Source organism: Ruegeria sp. CDSA241 (assembly GCF_059611265.1).
Map to the genome: position 1 here is coordinate 25,637 of NZ_JBXWPF010000014.1, position 23,141 is coordinate 48,777.

The following is a 23,141-nucleotide window of genomic DNA, read 5'->3' on the forward strand; positions in this document are numbered from 1 at the left end:
CCCGCCTGCTACTAGATGCAGGCTGTGCGAGAGATCGCACAGCCTTCGCCCCAAAAGGACCCGAGATGAGCGACGCAAGCATCAATGCAAGCCAAACGACCGCCCAAGCGTATGCGAATGAGGCCAGCTTTGGCGATTACTTCGCCCTGCTGAAGCCGCGCGTGATGTCGCTGGTTGTATTCACGGCGCTTGTTGGTCTGCTGGCAGCGCCGGTACCGGTACATCCGTTCGTTGGGTTCTGCGCGATATTGTTCATTGCCATCGGAGGTGGCGCATCCGGCGCGCTGAACATGTGGTGGGATGCAGATATCGACCGCGTTATGAAGCGCACCAAAGGTCGCCCCATACCGTCGGGCAAGGTACAAGAGGGCGAAGCGATGGCCTTGGGCCTGGCACTGTCCGGCCTGTCGGTGATCATGTTGGGTCTTGCAACCAACTGGTTCGCCGGAGCCTTTCTGGGCTTCACCATCTTCTTCTATGTCGTTGTCTACACGATGTGGCTCAAGCGTTCGACGCCACAGAACATCGTGATTGGCGGCGCAGCTGGGGCTTTCCCGCCGGTCATCGGCTGGGTCGCTGCAACCGGATCCATGTCCGTCGAACCTTGGCTGATGTTTGCCCTCACCTTCATGTGGACGCCGCCGCATTTCTGGGCGCTGGCCCTGTTTATGCGGTCGGATTACGACGATGCGGGTGTGCCGATGTTGACGGTAACCCATGGTCGGCGGGCGACGCGCTGGCATATTCTGGTCTACACCGTTCTGCTGGCAGTGCTTGCGATTGGAACCGGCTTTTCGGCAATCGGCGGCCCGATCTATCTGACCGTCGCTATTGTACTGAACGCGTTGTTCCTGAGCGGAGCATGGGCAATCTCGCGTCGGACCGAGGATGACTCCGAGGCTGATAACTTCAAAGTTGAGCGTGGCTTTTTCAAGCTCTCGCTGCTGTATCTTTTCCTGCATTTCGGCGCGATCCTTGCCGAAGCACTGCTGAAGCCTTACGGGCTGGGAGGCTGGGCATGAGCCTGCGCAAAAGCCATGAGTTGCATCAACGTCGGTTCAGCCGAAATCTGGGCGTTGGCCTGACGCTTGCTGCATTCATCGTGCTGATCTTTGGGCTGACGATCGTCAAAGTCTCAGGGACCGATTTTAATAGGGCCATGCAAGAGGTGCAGAACTGATGGCGCTCACGGGGCCGCAAAAAACCGTCGTGCAAACCGTCGGCGTTGTTGTTCTGATGGGCAGCCTCGCCTGGGCTTCGGTACCGTTTTACGACTGGTTTTGCCGGGTCACCGGGTATGGCGGCACAACCGGAGTGGCTGAAGCCGCGCCAGAGGACATCCTTGAGCGCACTGTTACCGTTCGCTTTGACGCCTCAAAGGCGAAAGACATGGCCTGGGAATTTAAGCCGGTCGAGCGCCAGATGGAAATCCGCATCGGTGAAACGGGCCTGGCCTTCTATGAGGCATATAACCCCACGGACCGCCCGATTGCCGGTCAGGCGTCTTACAACGTTGCGCCTTATTCGGCCGGTGGGTATTTCCAGAAGATCGCCTGTTTCTGTTTTGAAGAACAGGTGTTGCAACCCGGAGAACGGGTTCAGATGCCGGTGAGCTTTTTCGTCGATCCCGAAATGGTCGAGGATCTGGAAGCCAAATATGTGCATACGATCACTCTGTCGTATACATTCTACGAAATTGACCTGCCCGAGGGCTATGCCGCCCTTGATGTTCAGGCTGATACAAACAAGAACTAACGCCTGTAGGTGAGGGACGCTGATGGCACACGCAAAAAATCATGATTACCACATTCTGACCCCTTCGATCTGGCCACTGATCGGCGCCGCGGGCGGCTTTGTAATGTTGTTCGGGGCCGTCCTCTGGATGCACGGCGTCACCTCCTACATGTTCTGGGCCGGTCTTGTTGCGGTACTTTACACCATGTTCGCCTGGTGGTCCGAAGTGGTGGCCGAAAGCCGTGTAGGCGATCACACGCCGGTCGTGCGCATTGGCCTGCGCTATGGGTTCATCCTGTTCGTGATGTCCGAGGTGATGTTCTTCTTCGCCTGGTTCTGGTCGTTCTTCAAACACCGTATGTACCCGATGTACGACTATGCGGGCACCGAGTACATCCAGCCGGATATCCACGCGGTTGACCCGTTCCACTTGCCGCTGATCAACACGCTGGTCTTGCTGCTTTCGGGCTGTGCCATCACCTGGGCACACCACGCGCTGGTGCATGACAATGACCGGAAGGCGCTGATCAACGGCCTCGCTATTGGTATCGTTTTGGGCATCGCATTTACCGCTCTGCAGGGCTTTGAGTACTACGAATTGCTGGCCCATGAGGGCTGGAAATTCGGTGGTGATCAGTTCTATTCGAACTTCTTCATGGCAACCGGCTTTCACGGCTTCCACGTGATTATCGGCACCATCTTCTTGTCGGTCTGTTTAATCCGGGCACTGAAGGGTGATTTCACACCGGAAAAGCACGTCGGTTTCGAGGCCGCGGCCTGGTACTGGCACTTTGTTGACGTTGTCTGGCTGTTCCTGTTCTTCGCAGTCTATATCTGGGGACAAGCCCCTTTGATCTGACGTCGGACCGGTAACAAAATTGCAAAAGCCGCCCCCAAGGGCGGCTTTTTCTCTATCAGGGTGCAAGATTGCACCCGATACAAATGGGTGGTTGCAATTCAGTTCACACCGCCCTTAACAAGACGCCGGTTTCTGCAACAAGGTTTGACCCCGCCATGCGCCGCATAACTTTCCTGCTGATCTTCGGGCTCGCCGGTCTGGGCGTACTTGTATCGCTGGGCGTCTGGCAGGTACAGCGGCTTGGGTGGAAACAAGACGTGTTGGCCGAGATTAACGACCGGATCTCTGCCGAGCCTGTTTCCCTGCCGCAGCAGCCTTCCGAGACACGGGACAAGTACCTACCGGTTTTCGTCCAGGGTGAGATGCAGCCGGGTGAAATCCATGTTCTGGTTTCGGTGAAACAAGTAGGCGCTGGCTATCGGGTTATCCAAGCTTTCGATACTGGCGACCGGACTATTCTGGTCGATCGCGGTTTTATCCCAGCCACTGCCAAACAGGTTGAAAGACAAACCGGGCAGATCGAACTGACGGGCAATCTGCACTGGCCGGATGAGATCGACGGCTATACGCCCGAGCCAGATGTGGATGCCAATATCTGGTTTGCCCGCGATGTTCCCAATCTTGCTGCAGCTCTGGGAACCGACCCGGTTCTGGTAATCGCACGATCCCGGACCGATCCGAATTTGACACCTTTGCCGGTGAATACAGCAGGCATCCCGAATGATCACCTGGGATACGCAATCACATGGTTTGGCCTGGCTTTGGTCTGGGCTGCGATGACTGGTTATTTCCTGTGGCGCGGTCGCGCCCCATCAGAAAGTGAAGCGCAATGAAATATGTCTCAACCCGCGGGCAGGCGCCCGAACTGAGTTTTGAAGAGGCGATGCTGACCGGGCTGGCCCGCGACGGAGGCCTGTATCTGCCCGCTGAAATCCCGGTCTTGAGCCACGATGAAATCGCCGCGTTGGCAGGACTGTCTTATGAGGACATCGCCTTTCGCGTGATGTGGCCCTATGTCAGCGGATCATTTGGGGAAGATGAGTTCAAACAGATCATTGCCCGCGCCTATAAAGGGTTCGGCCATGACGCCCGCGCACCGTTGAAGCAGTTGAACGAGAACCACTTCCTGCTGGAGTTGTTTCACGGCCCGACACTGGCCTTCAAAGACTTCGCCATGCAGCTAATCGGTCAGTTGTTCCAGGTGGCGCTGAAGCGTCGCGGGGATCGGGTGACTATCGTGGGCGCGACCAGCGGTGATACCGGTTCGGCCGCGATTGAGGCGTTCCGGGGGCTGGATGCGGTAGACGTGTTTATCCTGTATCCGCATGGCCGCGTTTCCGAGGTGCAGCGTCGTCAGATGACCACACCTGCGGACAGCAATGTGCATGCTCTGGCCGTCGACGGGGACTTTGACGACTGTCAGGCCGCGTTGAAGGATATGTTCAACGATTTCGACTTCCGTGACGGTGTGAAACTGGCGGGGGTGAACTCGATCAACTTTGCCCGCGTGCTGGCACAGATCGTCTATTACTTCTCAGCTGCGGTCAGCCTTGGCGCGCCACATCGCAAGGTCAGCTTTACCGTGCCTACGGGTAATTTCGGGGACATCTTTGCGGGCTACCTGGCCAAACGCATGGGCTTGCCGATTGACCGGTTGGTAGTGGCGACCAACCAGAATGACATTCTGCATCGGTGTCTGGCAGGTGAAGGGTATTTCAAGGGAGACACGATCCCTTCGATCAGCCCTTCGATGGATATTCAGGTCAGCTCGAACTTTGAACGGGCGCTGTATTATGCCTATGACGAGGATGGCAATTCTGTGGCTCAGCTGATGGACGAGCTGAAGACGGGCGGCTTCAATGTCGGCCAAGGCGCGATGGAAGCGTTGCGCGAAAGCTTCGACTCGGGCCGCGTGTCCGAAGAGGAAACACTGGCGACGATCACAGCCACGCTGGCCCACAGCACCGAACTGGTCTGCCCCCATACTGCCGTGGGTATCAAAGTTGCCGAGGAGCACCGCGACGCGAACGTCCCGATGATCACTTTGGCGACCGCACACCCGGCCAAGTTCCCGGCTGCGGTCGAGAAGGCGAGTGGCGTACATCCGCCTCTTCCCTCTCGCATGTCTGATCTGTATGAACGTCCGGAACGGGTGACCCGCATCGCCAATGATCTGGGCGCCCTTGAGGATCATATCAAAGGGCATATCGCCGAGTGACTGTCAGACAAGACCAACTGAAGAACGGCTTCCGTATCGTCAGTGAACATATGCCGGGGCTGCAATCTGCGGCCATAGGCATCTGGGTAACCGCCGGTGCGCGCAATGAGCGGATCGAACAGAATGGCATAGCCCATTTCCTTGAGCATATGGCGTTCAAGGGAACCAAACGGCGATCCGCGCTGCAAATTGCCGAAGCGATCGAGGATGTGGGCGGGTATATCAACGCCTATACTTCGCGCGAGGTGACGGCCTATTACGCGCGCGTTCTAAAAGACGATGTGGCGCTGGCGATGGATGTCATCGGTGACATCGTCCTGAACCCGATCTTCGATCCGCGCGAGATTGAGGTCGAACGCGGTGTGATCCTACAGGAAATCGGTCAGGCCTATGACACGCCCGACGATGTAATCTTTGACTGGCTGCAAGAGCAAAGCTATCACGATCAGCCCTTGGGCCGGACCATACTTGGCCCCACTGAACGCGTCAGCGCATTCTCGCGCGAGGATCTGTCGGGTTTCGTGGCCGAGCATTATGGCCCTGAACAGATGATCCTATCCGCTGCTGGTGCGGTGGATCACGATGCACTGATGAAAACGGCCGAAGAGATGTTTGGTCACCTGCAACCACGAAAGGGTTTGATCCCTGAAGTGGCCCGATTTACCGGTGGTGAGGCGCGGCAGGAGAAAGAACTGGAGCAAGCTCATTTCGCTTTGGCGCTGGAAAGCCCCGGCTATCGCGACGACGCGATCTATACCGCGCAGATTTATTCGACCGCGCTGGGCGGGGGTATGTCTTCGCGCTTGTTTCAGGAAGTGCGGGAAACACGCGGGCTTTGCTATACGATCTTTGCCCAGGCCGGCGCCTATGCCGACACCGGGACAACCACGATCTACGCGGGCACATCTGCGGATCAGATCGGTGAGTTGGCGACGATCACCATTGACGAAATGAAACGTGCCGCCGAGGATATGAGCCCCGAAGAGGTCGCCCGTGCTCGTGCGCAAATGAAGGCCGGAATGCTGATGGGGCTGGAAAGCCCCTCGAACCGAGCCGAGCGTCTGGCGCGTCTGGTGCAGATCTGGGGACGGGTGCCGTCGCTTGAGGATACAGTCGCCAAGATTGACGCGGTCAGCACCGAAGATGTCCGCAGCTTTGCTGAACAGATAGCAGCACAAGCGCCAGCGGCGCTGGCGCTGTATGGTCCGGTATCAGGTGCACCCACACTCGCGGACTTGCAGGAGAGGCGCGCGGCGTGATGCTTCTGGGCAGACGCAAGCTGAAACTTGAAACCGAGCGGCTCAGCTTGCGCCCGCCCGTGCACTCCGATTTTAACGACTGGGCGGCGCTGCGACGCTCGTCCAGAGACTTTCTGACCCAGTGGGAGCCGATCTGGGCCTCGGACCACTTGAGCCGGAAATCCTTTACTAACCGTGTCTACTGGGCGCAGCGCTCGGTTGCGAGTGGGACGGCGATTCCGTTATTTCTGTTCCGGCGATCTGATGACCTGCTGGTCGGTGCGATCACGCTGGACAATGTGCGCCGTGGCCCAGCACAGGCGGGGACCCTGGGCTATTGGACGGGCCAAGCCTTTGCTCGCAACGGGTATATGCGCGAGGCTATTGGCGCGGTGGTCCATCATGCCTTCACGCGTTTAGACCTGAGCCGGATCGAGGCGGCCTGCCTGCCCGAAAACAAACCCTCGCGCGGATTGCTGGAAAGCTCGGGCTTTAAATACGAAGGCGTGGCGCAGTCCTATCTGCAGATTGACGGGCGCTGGCGAACGCATGTGTTATATGCCTGCCTGCGGTCAGACCGGCGCGGGAAGACCGAAGCCGGGTAGGTGGCCTCGGTGAGGCCATTGGGGCTCTGCCCCAAACCCCGAGGTATTTTTGGCCAGATGAACTAGGGGCATGACTTGGCGGGCTCTTGCGCTACAATCACGTCATGCGCTGGGTGGTTTTTGCATTGATGGTGATCTCGGGCGGGGCTGTGGCACAGGAGCGGCGGCCAAGCCATTGCATCGCCATTGCGGATGCGGCACCAGGGATCGAATACCTGCATAAAGCGGGGTGGCAAGATCCGGTGCCGGAGTATTCCGTCCGGATCAGCTATGTCGCGCATGCGTCTTTTCTGATCCAGACACCGGGCGGGTTGAACGCCGTGACAGATTTCACCGGCTTCATCGGCGGGGCCAGTTTGATTCCCGATGTGGTGACGATGAACCACGCCCATGGCACGCATTGGACCGCGCATCCCGATCCTGCCATTCCGCATGTGCTGGAAGGGTGGGGCGTGTTCGGGGAGGGGATCGAACATCATCTGGATCTGGAAGAGATGTTGGTGCGCAATGTCTCGACCGATATCCGGTCCGTCTATGGCGGGGTCGAAGAACGTGGCAATTCGATCTTTGTGTTTGAGGTTGCCGGGTTGTGCATTGGGCATCTGGGTCATCTGCACCACATTCCGTCGGACGCGCAATTTGCGGCCCTTGGACGGTTGGATGTTGTCATGGCAGCGGTGGATGGTGGGACGACCATGCCGCTGCCCGAAATGATTACAGTTCTGAAACGGTTGAAGAGTTCGGTCATCATTCCGATGCATTGGTTTTCAGACTATTCGCTGGATCGGTTTCTGGCGGATGTCAGGGGCGATTTCCCGGTTGAGCGCGATGGCGTGTCGGAAATCACCGTATCCCTGCGCTCACTTCCGGACCGGCCAACGGTGGTTGTGTTAGAGCCGCAATACCTGATCGAGTTGGAATAGGGCTTGTCGGGACCTGTTGCCTTGGGCAAGGAATGGGCATGACCCTGAATCCCGCAGACGATCAATTCGCCCAATCAATTCGCGCCGCCTTGCCGGATGAAGTGCTGCGACCGGTCACCGCGCGATATCTCGAGGAGCCGCGCCGTCGGATTTCCGGGCAGGCGGGGGTGCTTGCGGTGCCCAGAACGGCCGAGGAGGTGGCGGTTCTGATCCGATTGGCTGCCGAGGCATCGGTCCCGGTGGTGCCATATGGGGGCGGCACCGGTGTGGTTGGCGGTCAGGTGACGTCAGACGGGCCTGCGCCTTTGCTGATCTCGCTAGAGCGGATGACAGCGATCCGGGCTGTCTATCCGACAGAGAATGTGATGATTGCAGAAGGTGGTGTGATCCTTGCAGATGTGCAGGCGGCTGCCGAAGGCGCGAACCGGTTATTTCCACTTTCCCTTGCCTCACAGGGGTCATGTAGGATCGGAGGGAACCTGTCGACAAATGCAGGGGGAGTTAACGTGTTGCGCTATGGAAACGCCCGTGACCTGTGTCTGGGCCTTGAGGCGGTTCTACCAAGCGGCGAAATTTGGCATGGGCTCAGCCGGTTGCGAAAGGACAATACCGGGTATGATCTGCGCAATCTTTTGATCGGAGCCGAAGGGACGCTAGGGATCATCACTGCGGCGGCACTCAAGCTGTTTCCCCGCCCTGAGGCGGTTGGAACGGCCATGGTTCAGGTCACCTCTGCCGAAGCGGCGGTTGATTTTCTGGCGCTGGCGCGGGACCTCATGGGGGACAGCGTCAGTGCATTTGAATTGCTTCACCAACAGGGTCTTTTGTTCCTGAGTGAGGTTCTGCCAGACACGCGGCAGGCCTTTGCCGAGCCGCCCGAATGGTCTGTACTGATCGAGATTGGCTTGTCGATGGGCCAATCACCTGAAACCGCGTTTGAGGTGCTGTACGAGGCCGCTGAGGCACGTGGGCTGGTCACCGATGCGGTGATTGCACAAAGCGAGGCGCAGCGGCAGGACATGTGGGCCGTGCGCGAGCGTATTCCGGATGCAAACCGGCTGATCGGGTCGGTCTCAAGCCACGATATCTCGGTGCCGATCTCGGCCATCCCAGAATTTATCCGGCGTGGTGCAGATGTTGTGGCCGCGCTTGGTCCGTATCGGGTGAACTGTTTCGGGCATCTGGGCGACGGCAACCTACATTACAATGTGTTTCCGCCAAACGGGCATTCCCGGTCAGAGTATGACGCCGAAAGTGCGAAGGTAAAAAGAGCCGTTCATGACCTTGTGCATGAGTTCCAGGGCTCTGTCAGCGCAGAGCACGGTATCGGGCGATTGAAGACCGAAGATCTGGAGCGATATGGCGATCCGGTCAAATTGAGCGCGATGCGGGCGATCAAATCGGCGTTGGACCCCAAAGGGATCATGAACCCCGGCGCGGTCCTGCGGCTGTAAGTGCGGGATCCGTCAGAGTCCTTCGAATTCGCACAGGACATGAACATCCATGCCCATCTCTTCCAGAACCTTGCGCCCGCCCAGTTCTGGCAGGTCAATGATGAAGGAACATGACACGATCTCGCCGCCCAGCCGTTCGATCAGTTTGATCCCGGCGGCGGCGGTGCCTCCGGTGGCCAGCAGGTCATCCACGACCAGAATTTTCTCACCCGGTTGGATGGCGTCATCGTGAATCTCGACGATAGCCTCGCCGTATTCCAGCGTGTAATCCTGGCTGATTGTTGTGCCGGGCAGCTTGCCCTTTTTGCGGATGGGGACGAAACCGACGCTCAGCTGATGAGCGATGGCGCCGCCCAATATGAAACCGCGCGCCTCAAGCCCCACAACCTTGTCGATCTGTTCGCCGGCATAGGGGTGCAACATCTGATCAATCGCCATACGAAACCCGCGCGGGTCTGCAAACAAGGTGGTGACATCCCGAAACATGATCCCTTCGTGCGGAAAATCGACGATGGTTCGGATGTAATCCTTGACCGACTTGTTTCTTGACATGACCAACCCCTTCTGGCGTCAAAACACGCTGGGTTGTTTGGCCCATCGGGGACGGTCATGCAAGAACAGAATGAACGTGCTGGCTTGCAATCTTCCTAGAACGTGCGATTGCCTATCTCACCGAAAAAACCAGATAGGTTTCCCAAGACGTCGTCTTTTTTAGCCAATGCGTTGGTTCCGAAAAAGAATTACCTGAATTGAACACAGGCTACTTGCAAAGATTCCGCAAGGTTGTTAGCTGCCCATCATATGTTTTATATATACTAAGTATATACGTTTTATTTCTTCTGAAGTCTTTTGGAGACAAAGTGCATGTCAGGGACAGATCGTAAGATTTCAGTCAAAAAGGACAGCCAGCTGGTTCTGCGGCTGGATCGTGGCGAGCGCGATGCTTTTGTAGAGCTGTGCAGGGAACTCGACACGTCGGCGGCGCGGGAAATCAGGCGGTTTATTCGCGGATTTATGAAGGATCACGCTGTAGATTAGGCCCTCAGGCCGGGCGACGCAGGATTGACGTGGCGATCCCCATACCGATCAGGGTCAGCCCCCCGAAACGCGTCAATGCGCGAATGGTGCTTGCGCGGCCGATCATATGGCGCAGCCGATCTGCCAAAAGGGCATAGGCCAATGCGTTCAACCAGGCCAGCCCGACGAAGGTGCCTATCAGGATCGCGAATTGAGGGCCCAAAGGTTCGGTAGGGCGCAGGAATTGCGGCACGAAGGCGATAAAGAACGCAATCGATTTGGGGTTCAGGGCGGTTACAGCGGCCGCGTGACCAAAGACGCCTCGCGCAGTGATATCTGCGCCGGGTTCAACCGCTTGCAGCCCCGCCGATGGGGCGCTGCGCAGTAACTTGATGCCCAGCCAGACCAGATAGGCCGCGCCGACCCACTTTAGGACAGAAAACAACGCGGCTGAGGCCAGCACCAACGCCCCCAATCCCAGCAATGAGGCCGTCATGGCCACCAAATCGCCAACCGCCACCCCGGTGGCGGAAGCTACGGCAACGCTGCGGCCTTTGGACAGCGCATAGCTGAGCACCAGCAGCACGGTGGGGCCGGGGATCAGCAGCAAAGCGGTGGATGCGGCTACAAAGGCCAGCCAGATGTCAAAGGGCATGTGATCTCCGATTAAGATACGCCAGTATCAAGCTTTGGTGATGGGCAAAGGTCAAGCCCCTGAGGGCCGGGTCACGCGGTGCATCAACGCCTCAAGTGGTCCGCGTCTGAAGCGCAGGAACCATAGCAGCGCAAATCCTGAGGACAGCACGCAGAAACCCAAGGCGTAGCCAACGATCTGTGGCGCGCTGAGCGATCCGTCCAGCAGGCCGGCCTCTTCCAGAATGCCCATCCCGATTACGATATGCGCAATATAAAGCGTCAGGCTTTGCCGTCCGGGCGCAGTCAGTGCCGGTGCGACGCCCAGCTCCTGAATCCGCGGCCAGAGCTTTAGCAACAGGCCGATCACCACGCAGGCGGTTCCAGCCCCGGCCAAAATGTAAAACGGCCCCGGAGGGATGGATTGAGTGCCCAGATAGGCGGCCAAGTCAGGATCGGTTGTCAGCTTTTGCGGAAATAGGGCCAGAACGGCTGCGCCAAATCCCCACATGATCAACCGGTGCTGAACACAGACCGTCTGTAGTTGCGATCGCCCAATCGCCATACCGATCAGCAAGAACGCTGCCCAAGGTAGAACGGGGTGCCAACCATTGAACAGCAAGTTTCGTACAAAGCCCGGTATCGTCCACAGGTCGGTATGGGTCAGGGAAACCCAGTGCCATCCCTGATCATAGTCAAAGATAAGATTGGCGAGAACCGCCAGGACAACGACACTGCATGCGCCAAGCCACAAACCGAAGATGGACGAGGACAGAAACGCCGCGCCGACAACAAAATACAATGCATAGAAATGCAGGATATCGGCCTCAAACATGGTCATGTTGATCAGGCCAAGTACGAACAGAAATGCAGCCCGTCGTAACAGAATTCCAGCAGAAGGGCTGGACAGGCCAATACCGATCCCGGCCAGAATGACAAACAATGCAGCAGCACGACCTTCCAGTGCATCGACAAGCGCCGATGCCCAGTCATCTGTCGGTTTGACCTGCGCCGCGATGCGAAAGTTCACCAGCACCATGCCGCAAAATGCCAGAAAGCGTGCGGCGTCCAGGGCCTCGAGCCGTTTCATTCCTATCCTCTTCGTTCCCTGCCGCCCGTACCGAACTTAAAAGGCTGCCTTTCGGTTAAGTACTGATGCGGCCGACCGGAATAGGTGCTGATACCAATCGCTAGAGCACCCGCCCCGCGACTGCGTCCAGTTTCGCCAGCAGCGCCGGATCACGTTTTTCTGGCGCGGTAAGGATCGCGTATTCCAGCGCCCGGTCACACCCGTGCGGGCAGGGCAGGCGCTCTGCCCCCAGCAACTCTGGCAAGCCCTTGACCAGCGCTCGGCCTTTTTCGGCGTTCCCGGTCAGGGTGGCGATAATGGCGGTCACGTCGACCTCGCCATGGTCCGGGTGCCAACTGTCATAGTCGGTGACCATGGCGATCGAGGCATAACAAAGCTCGGCCTCTCGGGCGAGTTTAGCCTCGGGCATGTTGGTCATTCCGATCACATCGCAGCCCCAATGCTCGCGGTACATTTTGGATTCCGCCAGTGTCGAGAACTGCGGCCCCTCCATCGCCAGATAGGTGCCGCCGCGATGAATGGTGATGCCGGCGGCCTTGCCAGCCGTCTCGCAAGCATCTGACAAACGTGGACAGGTCGGGTGTGCAACGCTGACATGGGCCACGCAGCCAGAGCCAAAAAAGCTTTTGTCCCGCGCAAAGGTGCGATCGATGAACTGGTCGACGACAACAAAATCTCCGGGCGCCATATGCTCGCGGAATGATCCGCAGGCCGAGATCGAGATCACATCCGTGATCCCCAGACGTTTCAGCGCGTCAATATTGGCGCGATAGGGCACGTCCGTCGGCGAATGAATGTGGCCACGCCCGTGGCGAGGCAGGAACGCCATCTCGATCCCGTTCAGCGCGCCGGTCAGTATTTGGTCCGAAGGTTTACCCCAAGGCGTTTCAACCGAGACCCATTGCGCATTCTCCAATCCGTCGATGTCGTAAATGCCTGATCCGCCGATGACGGCAATCTTGGTCTGGGTCACTGGTTTTCTCCGATTACGGTGCTTGTTCAATGATTTGTGCGCTGGGCTGCCTGGTTTGACAAGGGTGAACGCCCAGTGGTTCTATCACTTTTTCGCAGGGGTTCGGGTCGTTGCTATCCGAGCCAGGCAGAGCATCAAGCCAAGGTGTGACGGCAACGAACCGACATCAATTCACCTATTCGCGAGATATGTGCTATGCGTGCTGCGCATATCAGCCTCCCGCCTGATGCGGTGGCTCAAAAACCGGTTCACAGATAGAAGTCCCTTTTTCGCGCGAACCCATAAACCAACAGGACGCCCTATGCCCCGAGCTATGCTGGCAAGCTTTGCCAATCGTATCGCCAAACCTGATCTTCGTTGGGTTCCGGATGAGGGCCTGACCGTCTCGCGCCTTCGGATCGAGCTGCTGTCCGGCCTGACGGTTGCACTTGCTTTGGTCCCTGAGGCGGTGGCCTTTGCGTTTGTCGCGGGCGTGCATCCTCTGGTTGGTTTGTATGCTGCGTTCATGGTGGGGCTGATTACTGCACTGATCGGTGGGCGTCCGGGTATGATTTCGGGCGCAACCGGGGCCCTGGCCGTGGTGATGGTTGCCTTGGTGGCAGAACATGGGGTCGAATACCTCTTCGCTACAGTTGTTTTGATGGGAATACTGCAGCTGATCGCAGGGGCGATGCACTGGGGGCGTTTTATCAGGCTGGTACCACATCCAGTGATGCTGGGGTTTGTGAACGGATTGGCCATCGTGATTTTTCTGGCCCAGATGGGCCAGTTCAAAGTTCCCGGCAGCATGGAAAACACGGGCCATGGCATGAGCGGTGGCGAATGGCTTTCCGGTATTCAGCTTTTTACCATGTTGGGTCTGGTCGGCCTGACTATGGCGGTGATCCTTATCGTGCCGCGCATTACACGCATTGTCCCGGCGCCTTTGGCAGGGATCATGGTCGTCGCAGCATTGGTGATTGGTTTTGGACTGGACGTCCCACGGGTGGGCGATCTTGCCTCGATCGAAGGTGGCTTGCCGCCGTTCCACATCCCGATGGTGCCGCTGAACTGGGAGACGTTTGAGATCATCCTGCCATACGCCGTAATATTGGCAGCGATTGGCCTGATCGAGTCGCTTCTGACCCTGAACCTTGTTGGCGAAATCACCGGCAAACGTGGCGGTGCCTCGCAAGAATGTATCGCCCAAGGGTTTGCCAATGTGGCCACTGGCTTTTTCGGAGGCATGGGCGGCTGTGCCATGATAGGTCAGTCCATGATCAACGTGAAATCAGGTGGGCGTACGCGCATTGCCGGTATCGCAGCGGCGCTGTTCCTGTTGGTATTCATCCTGTTCGCCTCCCCTCTGATTGAGCAGATTCCATTGGCCGCTTTGGTCGGGGTCATGTTCATGGTGGTGATCGGGACCTTCGCCTGGAATTCGTTCAAGATCATGCGCAAAGTGCCTTTGATGGACGCGTTTGTCATCGTGCTGGTGACAGTCGTGACTGTGATGGAGGACCTGGCGGTAGCGGTTGTTGTTGGTGTGATCGTCTCGGCCCTGGCTTATGCTTGGAATAACGCCAAGCGTATCCATGCAATCACCCGCGATTCACTGACGGAAAAAGGCGCAAAGGTCTACGAGATTCAAGGGCCGCTGTTCTTTGGTTCGTCCGAGGGATTTGTTGAGATATTCGACGTTTCAAACGACCCGGAAACCGTGATTGTCGATTTTGCCGAAAGCCGTGTGGTGGATCAGTCGGCATTGCAGGCCATCGAGAACATCGCTTCGAAATATGAAGCCGCAGGAAAGCGCGTCATGCTCCGCCACCTCAGCCGTGACTGTCACAAACTGCTGAACAAGGCAGGCCATTTGATGGTCGACAGCGACGATGACCCCGATTACGCGCTGGCGGTCGATTATTCTGTTCGCACCGGCATTCTGGGTGGGCACTGATTGTGAAAGGCGGCCAAATGGGCCGCCTTTTTAGGGGGCTAAACGCTCCAGCATATCGACGTTTCCGGACAGCAGAGCACTTTCGGCTTCGGTAATCAGATCAGTTGGCCAATCCCACCACTTCAAAGCAAGCAGCCGGCCGATTGTACCGGCCTCAAACCGATACCGTCGTACTTCTGCAGGATTGCCTGTCACGATTGCATAAGGCGGTACTGTTCCGCGCACGACGGATCCTGCACCGATAATGGCGCCATCTCCGATTTTAGCGCCAGGCATGATCAAGGCACCGTATGCGATCCAAACGTCATTTCCGATCACGGTATCGCGCCTGTCAGGTTGATATTCCAACAGCTTTTCGGGATCGAAAACGGGAAAAGGATAGCATGTCGCCCCGCTCATGGCGTGATTGGCCGATGAAGTGATGAACCGGACGCCGTGGGCGATTTGACAGAATCTACCCAAGACAAGTTTTTCGCGGGAAAACGGGAACAAATAAGGGGCAAGGCGTTGCGCCCAATCCTCTGGTGCGTCGAAATCCGACGCATAGCTGTATTCACCGGCTTCTATTCTGGGGTGGTCGATAGCCTGAGACAGGAAGACCGTACCCGGGTGGTCCGAGCCGTCAGGCAATGTGATTGGGTATCGGCGCGATGCGTCAGGTAAAGGCATTAGTCATCCGGTCTTGAAAGACTGAACAGCTCGGACGCAACCGAATAATCCCGGTAGCCAAGCCGTGCCAGTGGTTTGAAAGACGTCACATCGAATTTGCCATCCCGCATATGGTCGTCGTTCAGATGCACTCCTGTCACTTCGCCAAACACAACCCGGTTCGCCTGTCCGGGCAGGGTCACGATCTGCGTGAGCTTGCATTCCAATGCGGCTGGGGCACCTTCGACACGGGCGCAGGGGATGGTCTCGCATTCGATTGCGGTAAGGCCGGCGTGTTTGAACTCGTCGACATGTTTGGGCAGCGCGGCTGAACTGGCGTTCATTGCGTCGCGGTGGGCGTGGGCGACAACGTTCACGCAGAATACGCCTGTTGCCTCGATATTGGCGATGCTGTCTTTTCCACCGTCCTGATCGGCCTTGGTTCCGGTCGAGGCAAACATGACCTGCGGGGGTGTGTAGGCCACACCATTAAAGAACGAATAGGGCGCGAGGTTGTTGGTCCCATCCGCGCCACGGGTTGATATCCAGCCGATCGGGCGCGGGGTGATAATGGCGTTGAACGGATTGTGTGGCAGGCCGTGGCCGTCTTCTGGGCGATAGAACATAAGGTCTCCAAGCGTTTGCCCAAGGCGTAACGAAGTGCTAGGGCGAATTCCAGCTAGGAAAAGAGGGCAGAGTGCAGCAATTCGTGATCAGGCCGGAGGAGCCGGACGATTGGTGGGAGGTCGAGGCTTTGTACGATCTGTGCTTTGCGCCCGGGCGCGAGGCGCTGTCTTCGTACCGCCTGCGCGATGATGTTCCGCCAATGTCAGGCTTGTCACAAGTGGTGCGGGACGGGCAGGATATCCTGGCAGGTGCAATAAGATTCTGGCCCGTGCATGTTGGCGATCAGGACGCGCTGCTTTTGGGCCCTGTGGCCGTCCACCCGACCCATCAAGGTGAAGGACTGGGTGGATTTTTGATCCATGAAGGATTGCGGGCCGGGCGAACCAAGGGTTGGGACAGGGTCATGTTGGTCGGGGATGCACCCTATTATGCTCGGTTTGGATTCACCCGTCTGACCGGGGTCGAGATGCCCCCGCCAACCAACCCGGATCGGGTTCTGGGCGTGGACCTGATACCCGGCGGATGGGACGGAATAACTGGTCCGGTAACCCGCTGGAGCCGCTGAGCTATTGAAACCGTTGCGGTAAGTGCCGATGTTCTAGGGGCAGGAGGGTACTTATGCAGGACATGGTTCTTGTCGGAAAACTCAATGCCGAAGCGGAACTGGACCGTTTGGCCGGATTTTACCAATCCGCCGGAGGGCCGGGCGTTAAGCTGTTGAACAGTGTCGGTGGCTCGGCAGAGTCGTTGCTTGAACAGCTGCCGCCATCTGTGCGCGAAGCCCTAACTGGGGCGACAGAAAAGGCGCTTTGGATTGCGATGAACGCGGCTGAAGGGTCGCGTAGGGCGGTGCCCGATCAGTTGCCATGGGTCAATACGGCCCTGACGACAGCCATGGGAGCTGCAGGCGGTATCGGTGGCGTTCCGACCGCAATGATGGAGTTACCGGCAACCACGACCATGCTGCTGCGTTCAATTCAGGGCGCTGCGGCGCGCGAAGGGTTTGACCCTTCTGAGGATGGTGTCAAATTCGACTGTGTCCGGGTATTGTCAGCCGCTGGTCCGATGTCTTTCGATGACGGTGCGGATCTGGGTTTCTTTTCGGCGCGCCTGACCCTGACAGGCCCAGCTTTGCAAAAGCTGATATCTGCCGTTGCCCCGAAACTGGCGGTGGTTTTGGGGCAAAAACTGGCTGCGCAATCTGTGCCTGTGTTGGGCGCCATAGCCGGCGGCGGTACGAATTATGTCTATACACGCTATTACCAACAGATCGCCCGCGTCCATTTTGGCCTGAGGCGGCTGTCAGTAGATGCCGATATTCCGCATGAGGTTCTGATCCGCAAACTTGAGGCGCGGATGCAAGGGATTGAAAAATAACGCTTCACATGGCATTCTTCAGGCGCAGGTCCGATAAATAAGCGCAAAAGCGCACCGGGCAGGCGGATAAAACGTTCCCTGGAGAGGCAGCAGGACGTGATCGAGCAAAGGCAACTCAACCTGCATCAAGCGGGCACTGTACGAGTCGTACGGCAATCGGCAGCTCTGTGCTATCGTGTCCAACGCGGCACGCCTCAAGTGTTGCTCATTACAACGCGTGGTTCCGGTCGTTGGATAATACCCAAGGGGAATTTGATCGAAGGCCTCTCACCCTCCGGGACAGCCAGTCAAGAAGCCTGGGAAGAGGCGGGTGTGATCGGTACTTGCACTCCAAATGCCTTTGGGCAGTTCCTGCATTACAAGCGGAGGTACAAGAAAGGATCAGCGGTTTATCTGGTCGATGTCTATCCGCTGGTGGTCAAATCCCTGGCCGCGCGATACCCTGAATGGCAAGAGCGCAAGCGCAGGTGGTTTTCGCTGGGACATGCCGCCTCTCGGGTTAATTCGCCCGATCTTGCATCATTGTTACGCAATGTAGAGCATTTGTATCACTGATGTCCCCCTCAGGGGCTTGCCATTGCAATAGTGGTTGGTATCTATTTGGCATCCGACATCTGGACAGAACATGATTCAATATGCGTTGAAATGTAATAGCGGTCACAGCTTTGACAGTTGGTTTCAATCAGCCGCCGCTTACGACAAACTTGCCGCCGCGGGCATGGTGACATGCGCTGTGTGCGGTGATCCGCAAGTTGAAAAAGCAATCATGACCCCGCGTGTCCGCCCCGGACGTACGGTCGAATCTCGTACCACGGTTCCGGCATCTCGGGATGAGGTCGTCAACATGGCAACGCCAAGCGTTGATGTCGAGAAAGCCCTTTCTGAGCTGCGGCGCAAAGTCGAGGACAACTCGGATTATGTTGGCAAAGATTTTGCCAAAGAGGCCCGTAAGATACATTTGGGCGACGCGCCGGAACGTGCGATCTATGGCGAGGCCAAGCCAGAAGAAGCCAGGGCATTGATCGATGACGGCGTTCCTGTTGCGCCGCTGCCTTTCGTACCTTCGCGCAAGACGAACTAGCCCATGCATGTTGTTATCACCGGTGCTGGGCGGGGGATCGGAAAGGTTCTGGCGGACAGGTATCGGGCGCAAGGATGCGATGTAACGGGCACGGCTCGGGATGGCAGCGCGGAGGTGGCGCTGGATGTAACAGACCCAAAACAACATAAAGCGATGGCGGAAAAACTGGCAATGCGCCCTGTTGATCTGCTGGTCTGCAATGCCGGTGTATATCTGGATAAATCCCAAACCATCGATGGCTACCCCGCCGAAATGTGGGCGCAGAGTTTCGCTGCCAATGTGACGGGGGTCTTTCTGACAGTTCAGGCCTTGTTGCCCAATCTGCGCGCGGCACAGGGAAAGATTGCGATTTTATCCTCGCAGATGGCCTCGCACACGCGGGCGCCTGGTGGCAGCTATATCTACCGCTCGTCCAAGGCGGCGGTTCTGAACCTGGGGCGCAATCTTGCTGTGGACCTGCGCGGCGACGGCATTTCAGTAGGCATTTACCATCCCGGCTGGGTTCAGACGGATATGGGTGGGACCGGGGCTGATATCACGGTTGATAAGGCTGTTCAGGGCCTAATCAACCGTTTCGATACTCTGTCACTTGAAAGTACTGGGTGCTTTGAAACCTATGAAGGCCAGTCGCACCCTTACTGACGGGCAAGAGCGACTTTAGGGATCTCATATACCTCACCGGGATCAACGAAAATCACCATAATATCGCCTCGGTTTTCATAGGTGATCTTAGCTGCCGAATTTGTTGAATCCGGGATACCATCGGAGAAATAGATGTTGCGGACTTCGCCATTTCCCATCGCAACCGCAAGCGTAGAGCTGCCGTCGTCACGGCGCCGCATTTCGGCGTTGCAAGTGCGCATCGCCTCGCCTGGGCTGGTCGCACAGGGCACTTTCCCCAAGGCGTTTTGACCGTCGGTGCCGGTCAGCGAGGCGACTTGCGCCGCCGCAGGTGTGGAAAATAGGGCAAGGACAAGGGCAAGACGGTGCATTGAATACCTCGTAGTGAATTTGATGCGTCAGGCTTACACCGTCATACGCGGTTGTAAAGCGATGCTAGGCCCCGACTGATGCGGTATTGCACTCTTGCTCTTGCGGCCCCCCTCGCATAAGACGCACGGGATCTGAATTCCAAGGCGCGGAGACATCAGCCCCCATGCCCGTACTCGTGATGAAATTCGGCGGCACATCCGTCGCAAATCTGGACCGTATCCGCCGTGCTGCAAAGCGCATCGGCGTTGAGGTGGCCAAGGGTTATGACGTGATCGTCATCGTCTCGGCCATGTCGGGCAAGACCAACGAGCTGGTGGGCTGGGTCAACGAAACCTCGCCACTGTTTGATGCGCGCGAATATGACGCCGTGGTGTCTTCGGGGGAAAACGTCACCGCCGGCCTTATGGCGCTGACATTGCAAGAGATGGACGTACCAGCCCGCAGTTGGCAGGGCTGGCAGGTGCCGTTGCTGACCACCAGCGCCCACAGCCAGGCCCGGATCGAGGATATCCCGACCGACAACCTGAACCAGAAATTCGGCGAGGGCATGAAAGTGGCCGTTGTCGCGGGTTTCCAGGGTCTCAGCCCTGAAGGCCGTATCACGACACTGGGCCGTGGCGGGTCGGATACCACTGCGGTGGCCTTTGCTGCCGCATTCGGGGCCGAGCGCTGCGACATCTATACCGATGTAGACGGCGTTTACACGACCGACCCGCGCATCTGCCAAAAAGCGCGTAAGCTGGATCGGATCTCATTCGAAGAAATGCTGGAACTGGCCTCGCTTGGGGCTAAGGTGCTGCAAACCCGCTCGGTTGAGCTGGCGATGCGATATAAAGTGAAATTGCGCGTTCTCTCAAGTTTTGAAGAACAATCCGACGAGGCTGGTACGCTGGTCTGCGACGAGGAGGATATCATGGAATCCAATGTTGTGGCCGGTGTGGCCTATTCTCGTGACGAGGCCAAGATGACCGTCGTTTCCGTGGCGGACCGCCCCGGTATCGCCTCGATCATCTTTACGGCGCTTAGCGACGCGGGCGTGAATGTGGATATGATCGTTCAGAACATCTCGGACGAAGGGCGCACGGATATGACCTTTTCCTGCCCCACGGATCAGGTGACGCGCGCCGAAAAGGCGCTGTTGGCTGTGAAAGACCGGGGAGAGCTGAACTATGCCGACCTGGTCGCAGATAATGATGTCTGCAAGGTTTCTGTGGTCGGGATTGGAATGCGTTCGCAATCGGGTGTTGCGGCCAAAATGTTCAAGATACTCTCGGATGAGGGTATCAACATCAAGGTCATTACAACCTCTGAGATAAAAATTTCCGTCTTGGTAGACAGGAAATACATGGAACTTGCGGTTCAGGCACTGCATGATGCCTTTGAATTGGACAAGGCGGCCTGAGCAATTCAGCCAAGGGTCACGCCTGAAACCTTAGACTGGTTGGGCTATGGCAGACGGCACTGAAACAGAATCCCGTAAGCTGCTGGGGCGGCTGCGTGAAGAGATGGCGAGCGAAGCTGCCGGTCAGGAACGTCTTGACCGGATCACTCACCTGATCGCAGACAGTATCCGGGCCGAAGTCTGCTCGATCTATCTGTTCCGCGACGAAGAAACCCTGGAACTTTGTGCGACCGAAGGCCTGTCGCCCGAGGCTGTTCATAAGACCCGTATGCGCATGGGCGAAGGACTGGTGGGGCGCGTCGCGAAATCCGGCAAAATCGTGAATACGCCCGATGCGCCGTCAGCCAAGGGCTTTCGCTATATGCCGGAAACGGGCGAGGAGCGTTTCTCGTCTTTTCTGGGTGTGCCGATTCAGCGGCTGGGTGAAAAGCTTGGCGTTCTGGTTGTTCAGTCCCGAAACGCGCGCGAATATTCTGCGGATGAAGTTTATGCGCTGGAAGTGGTTGCAATGGTTCTGGCCGAAATGGCTGAACTGGGAGCATTCGTTGGCGAGGGCGCGGCCCTGTCGCCACGCCACCAGCAACCGGTTCAGTTTACAGGCGGCCCTGCACAAGAGGGCTCCGCCGAAGGCCATGTCTGGCTGCACGAACCGCGCGTTGTTGTTACCAACCCGATTGCCGATGACCCGCATCGCGAACAAGAACGTCTGACCGAGGCGGTTGAAGAATTGCGCGTCGGTGTCGACAAGATGCTCGAGATATCCAAGAACGGCGACAAGGAACAGCTGCAGGTTCTGGAAGCCTATCGCATGTTCGCCAACTCCAAAGGTTGGATGCGCCGGATGGAAGAGGACATTGCACTTGGGCTTAGCGCCGAAGCTGCGGTGGAAAAGGAACAATCCCAGGCGCGCGCGCGCATGAGCCAAGTCTCCGACCCCTATCTGCGCGAGCGATTGGCGGATTTGGACGATCTCAGCAACCGTCTGCTGCGCATTTTGACCGGGCAAGGACAGACAAACAGTGCCGACCTGCCACCGGACCCAATCCTGGTTGCCCGGAATATCGGTCCAGGTGACCTGCTGGAATATGGCCGGTCCTTGAAAGGCATCGTGCTCGAAGAGGGCTCGGTCGGAAGCCATGCCACCATTGTTGCCCGTGCTTTGGCCATACCACTGGTGGTCCATGTTGGGCGCATTACGACCGAGGCCCTGAACGGAGACCATATCCTGGTTGATGGCGATCAGGGCACTGTGCAGCTCAGACCAGAAGATACCGTGGTCAGCGCGTTCCGCGATAAGGTCGCGATGCAGGCCAAGGCGCAGGAACGCTATGCCTCAATCCGCGAAACGCCAACGGTGACGCGGGATGGAGAGCGGATCAATCTGGTGATGAACGCGGGTCTGATGGCGGACCTGCCTTCGCTGAACAATTCCGGTGCCGAAGGAGTGGGCCTGTTTCGTACCGAGCTGCAGTTCCTGATCCGCAATAAGATGCCCAAGCGTTCCGAGCTTGTGACGCAATATCAGCGGGTTCTGGATGCGGCCGATAAAAAGCGTGTGGTATTTCGCACGCTGGATATCGGGTCCGACAAAGTTCTGCCCTACATGAAACACATCGAGGAGCCGAACCCGGCCTTAGGCTGGCGCGCAATTCGGGTTGGCCTGGATAAACGCGGCGTGATGAGGATGCAGCTGCAGGCTCTGATCCGGGCCGCCAATGGTCGTCCGTTGACGGTCATGTTCCCATTCGTGGCACAAGCGGAAGAGTATTATGAAGCGCGATGGGAAGTGAATAAGACCATCGACCGCGAGAAACGTCTGGGCCATGCCCTGCCTGAAAGTATTGAAGTCGGAGCGATGTTGGAAACACCCTCACTCGCTTTTGCACCGCAGAAGTTTTTTGACGAAGTCGATTTCATTTCGATTGGTGGCAATGATCTGAAACAGTTCTTCTTTGCTGCCGACCGTGAAAACGAGTTGGTCCGCCGCCGCTATGACTCGCTGAATGTCAGTTTCCTGACTTTTATCGAACGGATCGTAGAACGCTGCAACATCTCGGATACGCCACTCAGCTTCTGCGGTGAAGACGCAGGACGCCCGGTCGAGGCACTGTGTCTGGCCGCGATGGGAATCCGGACGTTGTCGATGCGCCCGGCGTCGATTGGGCCGGTCAAAAGCGTATTGTTGCGGGCAGATCTGCAAGCAGTGCGCAAGATCATATCGGACGCTCGTCATCGCGGAGAGCAATCCGTGCGGCCGGCTGTGATGGAATGGTTACGCAGCCAGGGGTAGTGCGTCAAATCCACCCTTGCTTTCTTTTCTCGCTTTGCCTAAG

26 protein-coding genes are annotated in these 23,141 nt (G+C 57.5%); 19 read left to right on the plus strand and 7 right to left on the minus strand.

The genetic code is table 11. The features are described from left to right. Nucleotides 1–65: 65 nt before the first annotated feature. The 10 genes from cyoE to AC2FJV_RS13535 all read left to right on the plus strand — a co-directional run bounded on the left by cyoE (nt 66) and on the right by AC2FJV_RS13535 (nt 9,031). A complete protein-coding gene (gene cyoE / locus AC2FJV_RS13490; protein WP_281995763.1) occupies nt 66–1,022 on the plus strand; it encodes a heme o synthase in 957 nt (318 codons plus the stop codon). Next, a complete protein-coding gene (locus tag AC2FJV_RS13495; protein ID WP_185956706.1) occupies nt 1,019–1,180 on the plus strand; it encodes a cytochrome c oxidase system small membrane protein in 162 nt (53 codons plus the stop codon). The genes cyoE and AC2FJV_RS13495 overlap by 4 nt, the downstream gene beginning before the upstream one ends. Beyond that, a complete protein-coding gene (locus AC2FJV_RS13500) occupies nt 1,180–1,755 on the plus strand; it encodes a cytochrome c oxidase assembly protein (protein ID WP_142637994.1) in 576 nt (191 codons plus the stop codon). Before AC2FJV_RS13495 ends, AC2FJV_RS13500 begins: the two co-directional genes overlap by 1 nt. Before the next feature lie 22 nt (nt 1,756–1,777). Then, a complete protein-coding gene (locus tag AC2FJV_RS13505) occupies nt 1,778–2,593 on the plus strand; it encodes a cytochrome c oxidase subunit 3 (RefSeq protein ID WP_142637996.1) in 816 nt (271 codons plus the stop codon). A gap of 155 nt (nt 2,594–2,748) precedes the next feature. Then, the gene (locus AC2FJV_RS13510) at nt 2,749–3,426 is read left to right on the plus strand and encodes an SURF1 family protein (protein WP_496694275.1); all 678 of its coding nucleotides are present in this window, start codon (nt 2,749–2,751) and stop codon (nt 3,424–3,426) included. Further along, entirely contained in the window at nt 3,423–4,811 is a 1,389-nt protein-coding gene (gene thrC, locus AC2FJV_RS13515) for a threonine synthase (protein ID WP_496713928.1), read from the plus strand. The genes AC2FJV_RS13510 and thrC overlap by 4 nt, the downstream gene beginning before the upstream one ends. After that, nucleotides 4,808–6,070 (plus strand): M16 family metallopeptidase, encoded by a 1,263-nt coding sequence (locus AC2FJV_RS13520; RefSeq protein ID WP_142638002.1) that lies wholly within the window; start codon nt 4,808–4,810, stop codon nt 6,068–6,070. The genes thrC and AC2FJV_RS13520 overlap by 4 nt, the downstream gene beginning before the upstream one ends. Continuing rightward, entirely contained in the window at nt 6,070–6,654 is a 585-nt protein-coding gene (locus AC2FJV_RS13525) for a GNAT family N-acetyltransferase (RefSeq protein ID WP_271950493.1), read from the plus strand. The genes AC2FJV_RS13520 and AC2FJV_RS13525 overlap by 1 nt, the downstream gene beginning before the upstream one ends. Before the next feature lie 104 nt (nt 6,655–6,758). Beyond that, a complete protein-coding gene (locus AC2FJV_RS13530; protein ID WP_496694272.1) occupies nt 6,759–7,577 on the plus strand; it encodes an MBL fold metallo-hydrolase in 819 nt (272 codons plus the stop codon). Nucleotides 7,578–7,615: 38 nt separating this feature from the next. Continuing rightward, nucleotides 7,616–9,031 (plus strand): FAD-binding oxidoreductase, encoded by a 1,416-nt coding sequence (locus AC2FJV_RS13535; protein ID WP_496694271.1) that lies wholly within the window; start codon nt 7,616–7,618, stop codon nt 9,029–9,031. 12 nt (nt 9,032–9,043) lie between these two features. On the opposite strand, the gene AC2FJV_RS13540 is transcribed toward AC2FJV_RS13535, so the two are convergent. Then, complete coding sequence (locus AC2FJV_RS13540; protein ID WP_142638010.1) at nt 9,044–9,583, minus strand: adenine phosphoribosyltransferase; 540 nt, start codon at nt 9,581–9,583, stop codon at nt 9,044–9,046. 312 nt (nt 9,584–9,895) lie between these two features. Between AC2FJV_RS13540 and AC2FJV_RS13545 the strand changes: the two genes are divergently transcribed. After that, a complete protein-coding gene (locus tag AC2FJV_RS13545; protein ID WP_185956707.1) occupies nt 9,896–10,069 on the plus strand; it encodes a hypothetical protein in 174 nt (57 codons plus the stop codon). A 4-nt stretch (nt 10,070–10,073) separates the two neighbouring features. Here the strand turns inward: AC2FJV_RS13545 and AC2FJV_RS13550 are convergent, their stop codons facing one another. The 3 genes from AC2FJV_RS13550 to AC2FJV_RS13560 form a co-directional block, all read right to left on the minus strand. Then, entirely contained in the window at nt 10,074–10,703 is a 630-nt protein-coding gene (locus tag AC2FJV_RS13550; RefSeq protein ID WP_496690167.1) for a LysE family translocator, read from the minus strand. Nucleotides 10,704–10,754: 51 nt separating this feature from the next. After that, entirely contained in the window at nt 10,755–11,771 is a 1,017-nt protein-coding gene (locus tag AC2FJV_RS13555) for a DUF418 domain-containing protein (protein WP_496713929.1), read from the minus strand. A gap of 100 nt (nt 11,772–11,871) precedes the next feature. Further along, nucleotides 11,872–12,744 (minus strand): S-methyl-5'-thioadenosine phosphorylase, encoded by an 873-nt coding sequence (locus AC2FJV_RS13560; RefSeq protein WP_496713930.1) that lies wholly within the window; start codon nt 12,742–12,744, stop codon nt 11,872–11,874. 301 nt (nt 12,745–13,045) lie between these two features. On the opposite strand from AC2FJV_RS13560, the gene AC2FJV_RS13565 reads away from it, so the two are divergent. Beyond that, the gene (locus tag AC2FJV_RS13565; RefSeq protein ID WP_142638018.1) at nt 13,046–14,680 is read left to right on the plus strand and encodes a SulP family inorganic anion transporter; all 1,635 of its coding nucleotides are present in this window, start codon (nt 13,046–13,048) and stop codon (nt 14,678–14,680) included. A gap of 30 nt (nt 14,681–14,710) precedes the next feature. Here AC2FJV_RS13565 and AC2FJV_RS13570 read toward each other — a convergent pair whose 3' ends face one another. Beyond that, the gene (locus tag AC2FJV_RS13570) at nt 14,711–15,349 is read right to left on the minus strand and encodes a CatB-related O-acetyltransferase (RefSeq protein WP_496713931.1); all 639 of its coding nucleotides are present in this window, start codon (nt 15,347–15,349) and stop codon (nt 14,711–14,713) included. Then, nucleotides 15,349–15,954, minus strand: a complete 606-nt coding sequence (locus tag AC2FJV_RS13575) for a flavin reductase family protein (RefSeq protein WP_496694266.1) — start codon at nt 15,952–15,954, stop codon at nt 15,349–15,351. The genes AC2FJV_RS13570 and AC2FJV_RS13575 overlap by 1 nt, the downstream gene beginning before the upstream one ends. A gap of 71 nt (nt 15,955–16,025) precedes the next feature. Here AC2FJV_RS13575 and AC2FJV_RS13580 point away from each other — a divergent pair, with 71 nt between their 5' ends. The 5 genes from AC2FJV_RS13580 to AC2FJV_RS13600 all read left to right on the plus strand — a co-directional run bounded on the left by AC2FJV_RS13580 (nt 16,026) and on the right by AC2FJV_RS13600 (nt 19,055). After that, the gene (locus AC2FJV_RS13580) at nt 16,026–16,520 is read left to right on the plus strand and encodes a GNAT family N-acetyltransferase (protein ID WP_142638024.1); all 495 of its coding nucleotides are present in this window, start codon (nt 16,026–16,028) and stop codon (nt 16,518–16,520) included. A 53-nt stretch (nt 16,521–16,573) separates the two neighbouring features. After that, nucleotides 16,574–17,332 (plus strand): EcsC family protein, encoded by a 759-nt coding sequence (locus AC2FJV_RS13585; protein WP_496713932.1) that lies wholly within the window; start codon nt 16,574–16,576, stop codon nt 17,330–17,332. Between the two features lie 96 nt (nt 17,333–17,428). Beyond that, a complete protein-coding gene (locus tag AC2FJV_RS13590; protein WP_496713933.1) occupies nt 17,429–17,887 on the plus strand; it encodes an NUDIX hydrolase in 459 nt (152 codons plus the stop codon). Nucleotides 17,888–17,957: 70 nt separating this feature from the next. Beyond that, entirely contained in the window at nt 17,958–18,413 is a 456-nt protein-coding gene (locus AC2FJV_RS13595) for a DUF1178 family protein (protein ID WP_271950473.1), read from the plus strand. Between the two features lie 3 nt (nt 18,414–18,416). Continuing rightward, nucleotides 18,417–19,055, plus strand: a complete 639-nt coding sequence (locus tag AC2FJV_RS13600) for an SDR family NAD(P)-dependent oxidoreductase (protein WP_281973265.1) — start codon at nt 18,417–18,419, stop codon at nt 19,053–19,055. Here AC2FJV_RS13600 and AC2FJV_RS13605 read toward each other — a convergent pair. Then, a complete protein-coding gene (locus AC2FJV_RS13605; protein ID WP_271950471.1) occupies nt 19,049–19,405 on the minus strand; it encodes a hypothetical protein in 357 nt (118 codons plus the stop codon). The genes AC2FJV_RS13600 and AC2FJV_RS13605 overlap by 7 nt on opposite strands. A gap of 164 nt (nt 19,406–19,569) precedes the next feature. On the opposite strand from AC2FJV_RS13605, the gene AC2FJV_RS13610 reads away from it, so the two are divergent. Continuing rightward, nucleotides 19,570–20,808, plus strand: a complete 1,239-nt coding sequence (locus tag AC2FJV_RS13610) for an aspartate kinase (protein ID WP_142638035.1) — start codon at nt 19,570–19,572, stop codon at nt 20,806–20,808. Nucleotides 20,809–20,854: 46 nt separating this feature from the next. Next, nucleotides 20,855–23,098, plus strand: coding sequence for a phosphoenolpyruvate--protein phosphotransferase (gene ptsP, locus AC2FJV_RS13615; RefSeq protein ID WP_142638037.1), 2,244 nt, complete (start codon nt 20,855–20,857; stop codon nt 23,096–23,098). The last annotated feature ends 43 nt before the right edge of the window (nt 23,099–23,141 follow it).

Coding starts and splice junctions, on each gene's coding strand:
- AC2FJV_RS13540 (WP_142638010.1), bottom strand. CDS start 9,583: ATGTCAAGAAACAAGTCGGTCAAGGATTACATCCGAACCATCGTCGAT.
- AC2FJV_RS13530 (WP_496694272.1), top strand. CDS start 6,759: ATGCGCTGGGTGGTTTTTGCATTGATGGTGATCTCGGGCGGGGCTGTG.
- AC2FJV_RS13510 (WP_496694275.1), top strand. CDS start 2,749: ATGCGCCGCATAACTTTCCTGCTGATCTTCGGGCTCGCCGGTCTGGGC.
- AC2FJV_RS13565 (WP_142638018.1), top strand. CDS start 13,046: ATGCCCCGAGCTATGCTGGCAAGCTTTGCCAATCGTATCGCCAAACCT.
- AC2FJV_RS13555 (WP_496713929.1), bottom strand. CDS start 11,771: ATGAAACGGCTCGAGGCCCTGGACGCCGCACGCTTTCTGGCATTTTGC.
- AC2FJV_RS13570 (WP_496713931.1), bottom strand. CDS start 15,349: ATGCCTTTACCTGACGCATCGCGCCGATACCCAATCACATTGCCTGAC.
- AC2FJV_RS13495 (WP_185956706.1), top strand. CDS start 1,019: ATGAGCCTGCGCAAAAGCCATGAGTTGCATCAACGTCGGTTCAGCCGA.
- AC2FJV_RS13525 (WP_271950493.1), top strand. CDS start 6,070: ATGCTTCTGGGCAGACGCAAGCTGAAACTTGAAACCGAGCGGCTCAGC.
- ptsP (WP_142638037.1), top strand. CDS start 20,855: ATGGCAGACGGCACTGAAACAGAATCCCGTAAGCTGCTGGGGCGGCTG.
- cyoE (WP_281995763.1), top strand. CDS start 66: ATGAGCGACGCAAGCATCAATGCAAGCCAAACGACCGCCCAAGCGTAT.
- AC2FJV_RS13505 (WP_142637996.1), top strand. CDS start 1,778: ATGGCACACGCAAAAAATCATGATTACCACATTCTGACCCCTTCGATC.
- AC2FJV_RS13535 (WP_496694271.1), top strand. CDS start 7,616: ATGACCCTGAATCCCGCAGACGATCAATTCGCCCAATCAATTCGCGCC.
- AC2FJV_RS13500 (WP_142637994.1), top strand. CDS start 1,180: ATGGCGCTCACGGGGCCGCAAAAAACCGTCGTGCAAACCGTCGGCGTT.
- AC2FJV_RS13545 (WP_185956707.1), top strand. CDS start 9,896: ATGTCAGGGACAGATCGTAAGATTTCAGTCAAAAAGGACAGCCAGCTG.
- AC2FJV_RS13595 (WP_271950473.1), top strand. CDS start 17,958: ATGATTCAATATGCGTTGAAATGTAATAGCGGTCACAGCTTTGACAGT.
- AC2FJV_RS13605 (WP_271950471.1), bottom strand. CDS start 19,405: ATGCACCGTCTTGCCCTTGTCCTTGCCCTATTTTCCACACCTGCGGCG.
- AC2FJV_RS13600 (WP_281973265.1), top strand. CDS start 18,417: ATGCATGTTGTTATCACCGGTGCTGGGCGGGGGATCGGAAAGGTTCTG.
- AC2FJV_RS13585 (WP_496713932.1), top strand. CDS start 16,574: ATGCAGGACATGGTTCTTGTCGGAAAACTCAATGCCGAAGCGGAACTG.
- thrC (WP_496713928.1), top strand. CDS start 3,423: ATGAAATATGTCTCAACCCGCGGGCAGGCGCCCGAACTGAGTTTTGAA.
- AC2FJV_RS13550 (WP_496690167.1), bottom strand. CDS start 10,703: ATGCCCTTTGACATCTGGCTGGCCTTTGTAGCCGCATCCACCGCTTTG.
- AC2FJV_RS13610 (WP_142638035.1), top strand. CDS start 19,570: ATGCCCGTACTCGTGATGAAATTCGGCGGCACATCCGTCGCAAATCTG.
- AC2FJV_RS13575 (WP_496694266.1), bottom strand. CDS start 15,954: ATGTTCTATCGCCCAGAAGACGGCCACGGCCTGCCACACAATCCGTTC.